Genomic DNA, 13,742 nt, shown 5'->3' with positions numbered 1-13,742 from the left:
GGACAACCTCAACGACACCGAGATGCTGACTCTGGCCGGGGAGGCGCAGGTCATGGCCAACGCCCACCCGGCGCTGTTCGACCGTGTGCCCGATGCCCGGCGCATTGGCCATCACGGGGAAGCGGCGGTGGCCCAGTGGTTGGCTGAGCGCTTCGGGCTGTCGGGTTAGTTCTGCCACCTTAGTCGAGAGCCGCTTGCGGTAGCGACAGCGCTCCACCATCATCTAGCCCCTAAAACGATAACAACCCAGGGGCGCTTTCCACGATGACAACCACGCCTGCGACCTTGATGGTGGTCGATGATGACCCGGAAATCCGCGAGCTGCTGGCGGATTATCTGGGGCGCCACGGTTATCGGGTGTTCACGGCCGAAGGGGCGCAGGCGCTCTATCAGCAGCTTGCCGAGCAGACGCCGGATTTACTGATCGTCGATGTGATGATGCCGGGGGATGATGGCTTTACCATCTGTCGCGAGTTGCGCAAGCACAGCGACCTGCCGATCATCATGCTCACCGCCAGTGCGGACGACACCGACCGTATTCTGGGGCTGGAGCTGGGCGCCGACGACTATCTTGGCAAGCCCTTCAACCCCCGTGAGCTGCTGGCGCGTATCAAGGCCGTGCTGCGTCGAAGCCGCACGGCAGTGGGCCCTCAGGAGGCTCGCTGGGTGCGCTTTGGCGAGTGGCAGCTGGACCGCATGACCCGTGAGCTGGTGGACCAGGCGGGCGAGCGTACGGCTCTGTCAGGTGCCGACTTCCAGCTGCTTCAGGTGTTTCTGGAACGCCCCGCCCAAGTCATTACCCGTGACGACCTGTACGCCTTGACCCGGGGCCGAGACGCCCCGCCTCTGGACCGCTCCATCGACGTGCACGTGTGTCGGCTACGCCAGCGGCTGGGTGAAGATGCCCAGCACTCGCAGCTGATTCGTACGGTGCGCGGGGCGGGCTACGTGTTGACCGCTCAGGTAGACACCGCCCTGTGAAGCGCTGGCGACGCTGGCTACCCGCCAGCCTGCGCGGCCGTTTCGTGATCATCATGATTGCAGGGGTACTGGCCGCCCAGGTGGCCAGCTACGCGATCTGGACCGCGCAAATGCGCGCTAGCCAGCTGGAGCAGCTCGATGAGCTCTCCAGCAACATGGCCTTCAGCATTGCGTCCACCATGCGCTTTTTTCGTTCGCTGCCGGTGGACTATCGCCATATCGTGCTCGACCAGCTGCGCAACATGGGAGGCACGCGCTTTTTTGTCAGCGTCAACCAGCGGCGCATCCCCGTGGAGGACATTGGCAGCGGCCCCGAAAAAGCGGTGGTGGTGAACAATGTCCACACGATCCTCACCCAGCAACTGTCGATCGACGATGTCGTGGTGGAGTTCTCCCGCCCCGAGACCCTGCGGGTATTCAATAATGAAGTGCTGCTCTATGACCTGCCGCCGCGTTGGGGCCAGCACAGCCTGCTGATGGAGCCGCTGTCGCCGCCCATTCTGGTGGTGCAACTGGAGCTGGCCCCGGATACCTGGCTCTACGTGGCGACCCTGCTGGGCGTACCGGACATTTTCAGCGGATACCGCTGGCTCTCTGAAGAGCGTCTGCTGGCGGGGCTGGTGGTACTGCTGACCGTGCTGGCGCTGTCGCTGTTGGGCATCACCAGCGTGACCCGACCATTGGCACGGCTGTCGCGTGCAGCCCGTCGGCTGGGCGATGATCTGGACAGCCCGCCGCTGAGAGAGAGCGGCCCCAGAGAGGTGGCGGCCACCGCTGTTGCCTTCAACCGCATGCAGCGGCGTATTCGTGAGCAGGTAGAAGAGCGTGAACGGCTCTTTTCGGCGATTTCCCACGACCTTAAAACGCCCATCACCCGGCTGCGCTTGCGGGCCGAGATGCTCGATGATCCGCAGCAGCGAGAGCGTTTCTGCGCCTCACTGGATGAACTGGCGGAGCTGGTCAAGGGCGCGCTGGCCTCGGTGAAAGGGCTGGACCTCCACGAAGAGCCCGAACCCACTGACATGACGGCGCTTCTCGAGGCGTTGGCAGACGAGCTGCGTGTGCAGGGGAGCGACGTGCGGATCAGTGGTCAGGTGCCGCCGCTGACCGTCAAGCCGCTGGCCATGAAGCGGTGCCTGGCGAACCTGCTGGAGAATGCCGTGTTCTACGGCCAGCACGCCAACGTGGTATTGGAGGAGCAGGCGGGTGAGGTCAAGGTTCAGATTCATGATCGTGGCCCCGGTATCCCGGCGGAACAGAGGGAGCGGGTGTTTTCCCCCTTCGTACGTCTGGAAGCTTCGCGCAGCCGCCATACCGGGGGCAGTGGGCTGGGCCTAGGCATTGCGCGGCACATTGCTCGTGCCCATGGCGGCGACATTCGCTTGGCCAACCACCCCGCAGGGGGCCTCGTGGCCACCTTGACCCTGCCGCGCCAACCCACCGTGACAACCCTGTAAGCCCGACTATTACAAGGTTGTAATACTATGCAGGATTCGGTAACTCCCGTTGTGACTTAGGGTGACGTACTCTGCCATGAGCCGCTGCCTGCCAGTTGGGTTGTGCAGGTAGCGCGGCACTCTGTGTTCTTCATGACACCTCATAACAACAACAGCAGGAGCTATCTCATGCGTATTCCCTCACCCGTCTTCAAAAAATCTGCCCTCGCACTGGCCCTGGCGGCTGGAACGGCCATGGCAAGTACTGCCCAGGCCAGCGAGGTGGAAGTGCTGCACTGGTGGACCTCCGGCGGTGAAGCTCGCGCCGCCAACGTGCTCAAGGAGCTGCTCGAAGCCGAAGGCTATGGCTGGCAGGATTTCGCCGTGGCCGGGGGCGGCGGTGAAACCGCCATGACGGTGCTGAAGTCTCGGGCCATGTCGGGCAATCCGCCCTCGGCTGCACAAATCAAAGGGCCGGAAATTCAAGAGTGGGGCGAGCTTGGCCTGCTGGGTGACTTGAACGACGTCGCCGAGGCCGAAGGCTGGAACGACCTGCTGCCGGGCATCGTGGCCGATATCATGCGTTACGACGGCCAGTACGTCGCCGTCCCCGCCAACGTGCATCGGGTCAACTGGCTGTGGGCCAACCCGGACGTGCTGGAGGCCGCAGGTGTCGAGATGCCCACCACGCTGGAAGAACTGTTTGCTGCCGGAGAAGCAATCCGTGAAGCGGGCTTCGTGCCGCTGGCCCATGGCGGCCAGGCGTGGCAGGACGCCACCGTCTTCGAAAGCGTAGTGCTGGGCAGCCAGGGCACCGAGTTTTATCAGCAGGCGCTGGTGGAGCTGGACCCGGAAGCCCTGGGGGGCGAGCAGATGGTTGCCGCGCTGGAAGATTTCAAACGCCTGCGTAGCCTGATGGATGAAGGCATGCCGGGGCGCGACTGGAACATTGCCACGGCCATGGTGATCGAGGGAGCCGCCGGTTTTCAGCTGATGGGCGACTGGGCGAAAGGCGAGTTCACCGCAGCGGGCCTGACGGCGGGAGAAGATTATCTGTGTGCTGCCGCCCCGGGTAGCGAAGACGCCTTTACCTTCAATATCGACAGCCTGGCCATGTTCCGCGTCACCGATGACGAGGAGCGGGATGCCCAGCACACGCTGGCACGGCTGGTACTGGAACCCACCTTCCAGGAAGCCTTCAACCTGGCCAAGGGGTCCATCCCCGCGCGGCCTGACCTGGACATGAGCGATTTCGACAGCTGCGCACAGCAGTCGCTGGCAGATTTCCAGCGTACCGCCGAGCAGGGCGGACTGGTGCCCAGCATGGCCCATGGCATGGCCGTACGTGCGGATGTGCAGGGCGCCATCTTCGATGTAGTGACCAACTACTTCAATGACGCCAACATGCCCGCCGAGCAAGCCGCCCAGCGGATGGTCAGCGCCGCCCAGGCGGCGGCCTTTTGATCACGTCACCCTGACGCGAAGCGCCAAACGCGCTTGACCTTGGTGATCGGCGCCGCCGCAATGGCGGCGCCGACGGATGACGGGTGAGGAATTCCCATGACGAAACCTACTACGCGTGCCGCGTTGCCGCCCACGGCGTCCGGTCGGCTACAGGCGTGGCTGCCGAAGCTGGTGCTGGCGCCCTCTGTCGCGGTGTCGCTGTTCTTTGTCTATGGCTTCATGCTATGGACGTTCGTGCTGTCGCTGACCAACTCACGCATGCTGCCCAGCTACCAGTTCGTCGGTTTTGGCCAGTATGCCCGGCTGATGGCCAACGAGCGCTGGTGGGTCGCTTCCACCAACCTGATGGTATTTGGCGCGCTGTTCATACTTATCTGCCTGGTGCTGGGAGCGCTGCTGGCCATTCTGCTGGACCAGAAGATTCGCCAGGAAGGCGCGCTGCGTACGGTCTATCTCTACCCCATGGCGCTGTCGTTCATCGTCACGGGGGTGGTGTGGAAGTGGCTGCTCAACCCGCAGCTGGGCATTCAAGCCATGGTGCGCAGTTGGGGCTTCGAGTCGTTTCGCTTTGACTGGATCGTGGACCCCAATATGGCCATTTACACCTTGGTGATTGCCGCCGTCTGGCAGGCCTCCGGGTTCGTGATGGCGCTGTTTCTGGCGGGGCTGCGTGGTATCGACGACAGCATCGTCAAGGCCGCCCAGCTCGATGGGGCCAGCCTGCCGCGCATTTACTGGCGGGTGGTGATGCCCTGTCTGCGTCCGGTGGTGTTCAGCGCGGTGATGATTCTGGCGCATATCGCCATCAAGAGTTTTGACCTGGTGGTGGCGCTCACCGGCGGTGGGCCGGGCTATGCAACGGACCTGCCAGCCACGTTCATGTATACCCATGCGTTCAACCGGGCGCAGATCGGGCTGGGGTCGGCCAGCGCCATGCTGATGCTGGGGGGCGTGCTGGCCATCCTGATTCCGTACCTCTACTCCGAATTGAGGAGCCGCAAACATGGCTAACGTGATCCGTCGCCAAACGCTGGGCGCGCGGCTGCTGCGCGGGGTGCTTTATGGCGTGCTGGTGCTGGCGGCCCTGTTTTATATTCTGCCGCTGGTGGTCATGCTGATGACCTCCATCAAGCCACTCAGCGAAATCAGCGCAGGCACTTTGCTGTCGCTGCCGCAAAACCCGACGCTCGAACCCTGGGCCAAAGCCTGGGGCGAGGCGTGTACCGGCATGCGCTGCGAGGGCGTGGGTGGCTACTTCTGGAACTCCTTTGCCATCGTCATCCCCGCCGTGCTGATCTCCACCGCCGTGGGCGCGCTGAACGGCTATGCGTTGACCAAATGGCGCTTCAAGGGCTCTGAGCTGGTCTTCGCGCTGATGCTGTTTGGCTGCTTCATTCCGTTTCAGGTGGTGTTGCTGCCCATGGCGCAAACCCTGGGCTGGCTGGGGCTTTCCAGCTCGCGGGCGGGCTTGATTCTGGTGCATGTGGTATTTGGTATCGCCTTTACCACGCTGTTTTTCCGCAACTTCTACGTGGGCATTCCCAACGAGCTGGTGTCTGCGGCCAAGCTGGACGGGGCCGGGTTCTTTCGTATTTTCTGGCGCATTCTGCTGCCGGTCTCGGCGCCGATCATCGTGGTGTCGGTGATCTGGCAGTTCACTCAGATCTGGAACGACTTCCTGTTCGGTGTGGCGTTCTCGTCCCATAACACCCAGCCGGTCACCGTGGCCTTGAACAATCTGGTCAATACCTCCACAGGCGTACGTGAATACAACGTCGACATGGCAGCCGCCATGATTGCCGCGCTACCGACGCTGGTGGTCTACGTGCTGGCGGGCAAATACTTCGTGCGTGGGCTCACGGCAGGCTCCGTAAAGGGCTAATAACAATAGGATTTTGATCATGGCAGCGTTAGAAATTCACAACGTACGCAAAGAGTTTGGCAGCGAACGGGTGCTGAAGGATGTCAGCATCTCCATCGACTCCGGCGAGTTTTTGATTCTGGTGGGGCCGTCCGGGTGTGGTAAATCCACCCTGATGAACGCCATTGCCGGGCTCGAACCCGTCACCAGCGGCAATATCTATATCGACGGCGAGGACGTCACCTGGCGGACCCCCGCCGAGCGCGATATTGCCATGGTGTTCCAATCCTACGCCCTCTACCCCAGCATGACCGTGCGCCAGAACATCAGCTTTGGCCTGGAGATGCGCAAGGTGCCCAAGGCCGAACGGGAAGCCGCCGTGGAGCGGGTGGCCGACCTGCTGCAGATTTCCCACCTGCTGGATCGCAAGCCCGCTCAGCTGTCCGGTGGCCAACGCCAGCGGGTGGCCATGGGGCGCGCGCTGGCGCGAGAGCCCAAGGTCTACCTGTTCGACGAGCCGCTCTCGAACCTGGACGCCAAGCTGCGGGTAGACATGCGGACCGAGATCAAGAAGCTGCACCAGCGCTTGGGCACCACCATCGTGTACGTCACCCACGACCAGGTAGAGGCCATGACCCTGGCCGACTGCATCGCGGTGATGCGCGATGGGCATATCTTGCAGTTGGGTAGCCCCGACGAGGTCTATAACAACCCCGTGGACATGTTCGTGGCGGGCTTCATGGGCTCGCCGTCGATGAACTTCATCCGTGCCACGCTGGTGGCGGCTGGGGAGGGTTACGCCCTGCGCATTGCCACGCCGGGGGAGGCTGATCTGCTGCTGCCGTGGCCTGCCTCTCGCCATTCGCCAGAGCTGGTCGAGCGGCTGGAGAAATCGGTCATTCTGGGCCTGCGCCCGGAGCATTTCAGCGAAGAGGACTTGCGGCTTGCCGAGCAGGCGGAAGGCACCCTGCTGGAGGCCACGGTGAGCGTGGTAGAACCTACCGGGGCAGACATTCTGCTGCGCCTGCCGTTGGGCGAGCAGGAGATCACCGTGCGGGTCGGCCCCAAATGCCCGGTCGCACCCGGCGAGCGTTTGGCACTGCGGGTGGATATGTCCCGGGCGGTACTGTTCGATGCCGACACCGAGCAGCGGCTGGCCTGAACCGCTGCCTGACGCGCTGTGACAGGCTTACTCCTACTCCTTGTGCCGCGTGGCGGCAGGGGCGGGCTCCTTGTCCAGCCGTTTGAGCTGTCGCCAGAGATCCTGGCGCAGGTCGGCCAGCCGCGGCTGCTCTTCCGGGCTGAAAGCCACCGGCCGACACAGGCGCTGGGCGCGTAGCCCCAGACGGGCGCTCAGCAGCCCCGTGGCCAGCCCCTGGCCTGCACGTGCCGACAAGCGCCCTGCCAAATCCAGCGAGAGCATGTTGACGCTGGCATCGGTGGCCAGTTCGCTGGCCCCGGCAAAGGCCATGTTGTGCAACACATGGCGAAACAGCCGTAGGCGGCTGGCGTAGCCGAGCTCCAGCCCGTACAGGCGGCTGAGCCTGTCTACCATGGCCAGGCTGCGCCAGGCCACCAGGGCCATATCCACCAGTGTCAGCGGGCTGACTGCCACCATGATGGCGGTTTCACCCGACATGCGGGTAATCAAACGCTGGGCTTCCCGGTCTCGAGGGGCCAACAGGTGGTAGCGCAGCAGCGTATGGATCTCTTCCCCGCTATGGTGGGGCTGGCAGGCGCGCTGAAAGGCTAGCCAATGGGGGTCGTCGTTGCCGAGCTTCAGCTGCTGGCGAAGCTGTTCGGCCATGGCCAACGCCTGTTTGCCGGAGCGCTGGGGCAGTTCGGCCAGGTTGGCCCGCAGCCGGTCATGGCGCTTGAGCCGCCCCAGACGGCCAATCTCCTTCAGCAGCGAGACACTGCCCAGGCCAATCAGGCTGATACCGAAGAGCTGCCAGGCCATGGTAAGCCACTGGGACTGCGCGAGCGCATCGGGGATGCCGGTGACCAGTTCCACGGTGCCCAGCGTGGCACCGCCTGCCAGCGCAAACATCAGCCCCCAGCGGCGCTTGCGGGGAGCGCCCAGGGTTTCTTCCGGCAGGGCTTTCAGCTCGGCCTGGGTGGCCAGCGGCTGGTGGGTGTCCGTGGCGGCAAAGCGCTCGTGCTGGCGCAGGGTCTCTGCGGCGGGCTCGGGGGGCGCTTCGCTATGAAAGTCGCGGCGGGGCTGAGGGTTGCTCATGACAGTTTATCTCCAATCAGCCAGTCGATCGCGGCGTCCATACGGATGTGGGGCAGCGCCTCGCCGTTGGCGGGCATCGGGCGGAAACTCGGGAAATCGAACCCCTGCTGCTGCCAGAAATCGGCCCTGGGCAAGCGGCTGGGCACGTCGCCTGGGTAGACCAGCACCTCTTCGCCTTCCAGGGTGGTGCCTTTGAGGGCCGGGCTGCGCTGGCCGTCGTGGAGCACTTCCCGGGCCTCGGTGGCGCGGATGGCGGCCAGCGACAGCGCTTTGACGGGAATGTCCGCGTAGCGCAGGTCCTTGAGCGGCTCCGCCAGCAGCGCTTCCAGCAGGGTCACCACATGGGGGTGCTGGTCGGGGGTGACATGGTCGGCTTTGGTGGCGGCAATCGCCAGCCGGTCGATTTTGGGCGCAAACAGCCGGGTCAACAGGCTGCGCTTGCCGTAATCGAAGCTCTGCATCAGCTGATGCAGCGCTTTGGAAAGGTCCTCGAAACGCTCCGGCCCCGCGTTGAGCGCGCCGAGCACATCCACCAGCACGATCTGTCGGTCAAAGCGCCGGAAGTGGTCGCGATAGAAGGGCCGTACCACTTGCTGCTGATAGTAACGAAAGCGCGATGCCAGCGTGGCGTAGAGGCTCGTGGCCGGAAGCGCGTCGAGGCGCTCCTGGGGAGCCTCCAGTCCAGGCAAGGGAAAGAACTGCAGCACCGGCGCGCCGTCTAGCTCGCCCGGCAGCAGGAAGCGGCCCGGCTGCAGGTCGGAAAAGCCCGCCTGCTTCGCGCGACGCAGCCCCAGCGCATAGGCCTCCGCTAGGCGTGCCAGGTGCGCTTCATCCGCCTCGGCGCTGGGGTCCAGCTGTTCGGCCTCAGCTAGCCACTCACTGAACAGCGCCCGGCGGTGCGGCCCCAGATGCTGGGTCTGCTGCTGGCTCCAGCTGTAAAAGTCATGCTGCAGCAGGGGAAGATCGAGCAGCCACTCGCCGGGATAATCGAACAGGTCCAGGGTCAGGTGGGCGATCTCGGGGGTGAGCCAGCCCGGCCTTGCAGGGCGATAACGCAGCTGCAGGCGCAGCTCACTGATGCCTCGGGTCGGCTCAGGCCAGCGCGGCGGGGTGTCGTTCAGCGCGCTCATGCCCGGGTCGTAGGGGAAGCGCGGCACGCCCAGGTCAGGCTGGCTCAGCCGCTGGGCGCCCAGCAGCCTGCCTTCCCGGGCGACGGGCAGCAAGTCAAGCTGTGCTTCCACGCCTGCGTGGCGTAACTGATTGACCAGCGAGGTCAGAAAGGCCGTCTTGCCCGCCTGGGAAAGGCCGGTGACGGCCAGCCGCAGCTGGCGATCCCGGCTGCGTTCCAACAGGTTGCCTAGTTCACGACTCAACGGCTGGCGCATAACGACTCTCTCGCAGGCAGGGCATGGGAAGCAGGGCAGGGCGGCATCAGTAGCGTAGCATCAGCGTCAGCTGATAGAACATCGGCATCGTGGCAATCTGAAAGCCGATGACGGCAATCACATAGCCTGGCCACTTGCGCGACATTTTTTGTGCCAGCGTCAGCCCCACGATACACACCACCATACCCACAAGATTGAACGCGATGGTCGCGGCCTCAAGCATATCTTGAGGGTTCATAGTAGCTCCTTACTCGTTGGCAGACAGGCCTACCTTACCAAGGGCTGGATGAATCCAGCATTAACCGCGACTTAATGTCGTACCCAGCAGGTGCTGGGCGCCGGGCACCAGCCATACGGGGTCCAGGCGCGTATTGGCCGCCTCTACGCAGACGAAATGGCGGCCCGCCTCGGCGGGGGTGTCGCTGGGCAGGTCGCTGTCGGGATGCCATACCACCGTCGAGTCGCTAGACTGCTTGGCGATGCGCAGAGCGCGTACACCGTCGTTGAGCAGGACGGCTTCGTTGGTGTGGTAGATGCGGTCGACAGCGCCCCGGATGGCCAGCGTGCCTTGCTGCTGTGCTTCGCTGAAGTCGCGCAGCTTGTCCAGGTAACGGGCGCCGGAAAGCCCTTCCAGGCGGCACTGATGCACGTCATCGACAGCCAGGTAGGTATGCAGTGCGCCACTGGTCTTGACCGGCGCCTCGCCGATGTTTTCGGTGATCAGCTCGACATTGAGGCGCTGGGCGTTGGCTTGAACCACCAGCCGAGCGGTCAGTTGGCTGTGCAGGGGCTGGGTGGGTGACAGGTGCACCTCGATGCCTTCCGCATGATCGTCCACAGCGTCCAGGCGCCACTGGGCGTGGCGAGCCAGACCGTGAAAGGGGCCGTTACGCTCGGGGCTTTCGTCGGCATAACGCTCGTCGGCAAACCAGGGCCAGCACAGTGGGATGCCGCCACGAATCGCTCCCGGCATCGCCTGAGGCGTGGGCGTCACCCATAGCCAGGGCTGCTCGTTGCGCGGTTGAAAGTGCAGCACCTGGGCACCCTGCAGGCTGATCACCATGCTGCCCCAGTCCATGTTGAACAGCGCGACGTCGCGCCCTTGCCAGGTAGCCGGTTGGTGGCCATCGACATCGGCAAGCAGCTGTGTGAGGGAGTCGGGAATCATGGGAAGTCCTTGTAAGAAGGCCTTGTGAGTAAAGGCAACAAATGGGCAGCACCCTGGCGCTGTGTGCTATGGTAGAACAACCATAAGCGAAAGTTAAAACCCCAGGCTAGGTAAAACCAAGGAGGATGTATGGGCTTTATTGCGTGGTTGATCATTGGTGGTTTGGCTGGCTGGATTGCTGGCAACATCATGCGCGGCGGCGGTTTTGGCGTGCTGGGCAATATCGGGGTAGGTATCATTGGCGCCTTGGTCGGGGGCTTCTTGTTCAGTCTTCTGGGCCTTCAGGCGGGCGGTTTCATTGGTTCGCTGGTGACGGCGACCGTGGGGGCCGTGGTGTTGTTGTGGGTCATCAGTAAAGTCAAAAGCGCTTAGCGCTTCTCTCGGCTGTTCCCTACGCTGCCCGGCCCTTGTGCCGGGCAGCGTTGTTTTGTGCGCGGGCTATCGGTCTTGGCGTTAGTTTCCGTTACACTATGGCGCTTTTGGCAGCCCTGCCTCCGCGCGGTATTGCTTTCATGGATCGCTTTCTGTTTCTTCGAGGTGTCTTTTGGCCGATGCACTAAATGCCTGGTGGGCTCAACAGCTGGTGCTGTGTGATTGGGCTTTCACACCGCACCCCTTGGCGGTAGATGCAGTGGCGGCCGAGCAACGCCTGCTGCAGCTGGGCATCACGGACCGCGGGACGTTGGCGGATCAGCTGTTTTTTGCACTGGGCGCGCCTGCCGGTCACGCAGACCGACTGCTGAGCGCCCTCGAGTGGGCCGCACTGGGTGGCGCCGCTGGCTGGCTGGCACCGGATCAGGCTCAGCGCTGGGCGCATCACGTTGCGCGGCGTATCACCACGGATTACGGCGACCTGCGCGGCTGGCTGGCCGACCTGCGCCGGGCCATGGGGGCCAAGGGCTGGGAAACCGGCGCCGATGACCGATTCATCGACGCCTGCCAGGCGCTGGCCGACCTTGAAAGCGACGGTGAGGGCATCACCTGGCCTGCGCTGGAGGCGGCTTTGGCTAAGCTGGCGCTGCCCGCCTCGCTGTGGCCCGATGCGCCTGAGGCGCGGCCCTGGCGGCTGGGCGCCCTGTTCCGGCCGGTGATCTGCCATCCCGCCAGCGCCGCCGACTGGCCCGAGGCCCGCGCCTGGATGGAGCGCGTCTGGCAGGTCTACGACCGCGAGCAACTGCTTGAAGTGATGCTATGGCTGAGCGCTCAGGGCGAGCGTCAGCGCTGGGACATCGAAGCCCAAGAGCTGTTGAGCATGGATTATGCCCAGCGTCAGGAGTGGCAGCGCGGTGTCGAGCAGGAGTCTGCCCATGCGCCCGTACTGACTACCTTCGTACATCAGGGGGAGCCCCTGGAGTGGGCGGCCTGGGACTGGCTGCGGCTGGTCGAACTGGCCTGGGCGGGCGTTTGCAGCGGCTGGCTGAGCCAGGCCGAAGCAGACGACCTGGCGGCCCATGCGGCTGACCTGATTGGCCGTCGTTACCATGACTGGCATGCCATGCTGAAGGCTTACCTGCGTGGTCAGAGCCTGTTCGAGGGCGTCGATCGCCGGGGCATGACGCCTTCGCCACGCCACAAGCTGTTGATGCACGCCCCGTTCAGCCCATGGAAACAGGCGCCCAGCGCCCTGCTGGACGATGCCACCCGCGACGCTTCACGTCAGCGCATCCGCCGCTGGCGCAATACCCCTCATCATTGGCTGCTGGCGCTGGCAGGGGTGCGTGAACCCGATGTGATGCTGCGCCAACTGAACCCTGCGGCACCGATCAGCGAGCAGCGCCGCACCGACGCAGCGGTGTATGTGCAAGAGTCGTTGGGGCTGCATGCCGACGAAGGGCATCAAGTGCTGGCGCGCTACTGGTTGCCCGCTCAGGCACACCACCTGAATCAGCTGGCGGCGGATGCCGTCCATGGGGTGATGCCGCCTTCGCAGACGCATTTCGGCCAGCCTACCCCCGACGAGCTGAAGCAGCGCAATGCGGTGAAAGGCGTCAGCCGACACGCCGCTACCATTCACATGGCCGAGAAGTTCGCGTTCTATCTCCACATGGCGCTGGACAGTGGGCTGTTCGAGCGCGAACCGCTCATGGAGCATGCCAGCGCGTTGCGCAGCTGCCTGTGCCGTTTCTATGCCTCGCCCAAACGCTTGCTGGAAGCATGGTTTGCCTGGGAAAGCTGCCTGCCGGAGCCCGAGCACGACTCCTTGATCAGTGAAATTGCCTGGCACCTGGAGGATCCCGGCAGCCTGTTTCACTGGCTGAACTGGCAGCCAGACGCTTGGTGTGAGCCGGGTGAGCGGCCTACGCTGAGCCACTTTACGGCGATGTCTCTGGTGGGGCCATTGAATAGCGCCGTATGGAGCGAGCCACAGCTGGAGAGCCCGCGCGAATGTGCGGATATTCGCGAGTGGGTCGAAAGCCACTACCACCTGACAAGCGCCGACGACATGCAAGAGTTCCTCAGCTTCATGCTGGAAGCCGGGGACCGTCAGGAGTACCAGATCAATTACGCGCCCTACACGTTGAACCCGGAGCGGCTGGCGGCAGAAATCGCCATTCTCGAATCGGGCGACTGCGGCGAAGAGGAGCGCCACCATCTGCTACGGTTGCGCCGAGTGAGTGCCAACGAGGACGGCTGTAACGACGTCGACATGGCCGCGTGGGATATTGCTCAGCTCGTGGACCTGGCCATTGCTGCCCGGCAGTTAGGCTGGCTGGACAAGCAGGCCTTTGCCGACGTGCTGGACCGCGCCTATCAGTTGGCCGCAGACCATTACGCCGGTTGGCAAGAGTATGCGGCGGGGATGTACGCCGGATTCTCGTTCTTCATGGGGGAAACCCCCGAGCGAGAAAGCTTTCTGGCGGGCTTTCGCCAAGCGCTGGTGGCCTGGCTGTGTGGCGCGCCCATTCTGGCGGGGCCCTGGGCCAGTCTGGATTTTCCGGGCAACAAACCGCGCCATTTTGCGCCGCTACATATCGATACGCTACCGGGAGATCAGCGTATTTTGCATTGAGGCTCGCCAAACATGGGACAAGTGGCTTATAGTCCAGTGTTTGTGTCCATGAGCTTTCTCATGCTCGGTTTACTTTTTCCTATACATTTTTTACGAGGTTGATCGCATGGTTGCGTTGCCACACCCCGCTGTGACCGCTGTCCGTGTTGTAAGTGTTTGTGTCTTCGTAGCATTGTTGGCTGGTTGTGCAGGCTCCGGTGG

The 13,742-nt window shown here is 63.6% G+C and carries 12 protein-coding genes; 8 read left to right on the top strand and 4 right to left on the bottom strand.

The features are described 5' to 3' along the window. Positions 1-264: 264 nt before the first annotated feature. The 6 genes from HSS18214_RS0106720 to HSS18214_RS0106695 all read left to right on the top strand — a co-directional run bounded on the left by HSS18214_RS0106720 (position 265) and on the right by HSS18214_RS0106695 (position 6,904). Positions 265-981, top strand: coding sequence for a response regulator (locus tag HSS18214_RS0106720; RefSeq protein ID WP_016914522.1), 717 nt, complete (start codon positions 265-267; stop codon positions 979-981). 53 nt (positions 982-1,034) lie between these two features. Further along, entirely contained in the window at positions 1,035-2,438 is a 1,404-nt protein-coding gene (locus tag HSS18214_RS0106715) for a sensor histidine kinase (protein WP_156808485.1), read from the top strand. Between the two features lie 168 nt (positions 2,439-2,606). After that, positions 2,607-3,881 carry an ABC transporter substrate-binding protein gene (locus tag HSS18214_RS0106710; protein ID WP_016914520.1) on the top strand — a complete coding sequence of 425 codons (1,275 nt, stop codon included), beginning with the start codon at positions 2,607-2,609 and terminating at the stop codon, positions 3,879-3,881. 96 nt (positions 3,882-3,977) lie between these two features. Then, entirely contained in the window at positions 3,978-4,892 is a 915-nt protein-coding gene (locus HSS18214_RS0106705) for a carbohydrate ABC transporter permease (protein ID WP_016914519.1), read from the top strand. Further along, positions 4,885-5,763 carry a carbohydrate ABC transporter permease gene (locus tag HSS18214_RS0106700; RefSeq protein ID WP_016914518.1) on the top strand — a complete coding sequence of 293 codons (879 nt, stop codon included), beginning with the start codon at positions 4,885-4,887 and terminating at the stop codon, positions 5,761-5,763. Before HSS18214_RS0106705 ends, HSS18214_RS0106700 begins: the two co-directional genes overlap by 8 nt. 19 nt (positions 5,764-5,782) lie before the next feature. After that, the gene (locus HSS18214_RS0106695) at positions 5,783-6,904 is read left to right on the top strand and encodes an ABC transporter ATP-binding protein (RefSeq protein ID WP_016914517.1); all 1,122 of its coding nucleotides are present in this window, start codon (positions 5,783-5,785) and stop codon (positions 6,902-6,904) included. A gap of 33 nt (positions 6,905-6,937) precedes the next feature. On the opposite strand, the gene HSS18214_RS0106690 is transcribed toward HSS18214_RS0106695, so the two are convergent. The 4 genes from HSS18214_RS0106690 to HSS18214_RS0106675 are packed head-to-tail and all read right to left on the bottom strand — an operon-like array spanning position 6,938 to position 10,531. Further along, complete coding sequence (locus HSS18214_RS0106690) at positions 6,938-7,978, bottom strand: YcjF family protein (RefSeq protein WP_016914516.1); 1,041 nt, start codon at positions 7,976-7,978, stop codon at positions 6,938-6,940. Continuing rightward, positions 7,975-9,363: a YcjX family GTP-binding protein gene (locus tag HSS18214_RS0106685; RefSeq protein WP_016914515.1), complete on the bottom strand. Its 1,389-nt coding sequence runs from the start codon at positions 9,361-9,363 to the stop codon at positions 7,975-7,977. Before HSS18214_RS0106685 ends, HSS18214_RS0106690 begins: the two co-directional genes overlap by 4 nt. Positions 9,364-9,409: 46 nt before the next feature. Next, a complete protein-coding gene (locus HSS18214_RS0106680) occupies positions 9,410-9,601 on the bottom strand; it encodes a hypothetical protein (protein WP_016914514.1) in 192 nt (63 codons plus the stop codon). A 60-nt stretch (positions 9,602-9,661) separates the two neighbouring features. Next, a complete protein-coding gene (locus HSS18214_RS0106675) occupies positions 9,662-10,531 on the bottom strand; it encodes a D-hexose-6-phosphate mutarotase (RefSeq protein WP_016914513.1) in 870 nt (289 codons plus the stop codon). Positions 10,532-10,660: 129 nt separating this feature from the next. Between HSS18214_RS0106675 and HSS18214_RS0106670 the strand changes: the two genes are divergently transcribed. Then, positions 10,661-10,903 (top strand): GlsB/YeaQ/YmgE family stress response membrane protein, encoded by a 243-nt coding sequence (locus tag HSS18214_RS0106670; protein WP_009098790.1) that lies wholly within the window; start codon positions 10,661-10,663, stop codon positions 10,901-10,903. A gap of 172 nt (positions 10,904-11,075) precedes the next feature. Then, positions 11,076-13,541, top strand: coding sequence for a DUF1266 domain-containing protein (locus tag HSS18214_RS0106665; RefSeq protein WP_016914512.1), 2,466 nt, complete (start codon positions 11,076-11,078; stop codon positions 13,539-13,541). Positions 13,542-13,742: the final 201 nt, after the last annotated feature.

The organism is Vreelandella stevensii S18214, from assembly GCF_000275725.1.
In the GTDB taxonomy this organism is placed as follows: domain Bacteria; phylum Pseudomonadota; class Gammaproteobacteria; order Pseudomonadales; family Halomonadaceae; genus Vreelandella; species Vreelandella stevensii.
Note: the sequence above shows the minus strand (reverse complement) of the source record. Positions and strands in the feature narration are given on the sequence as shown.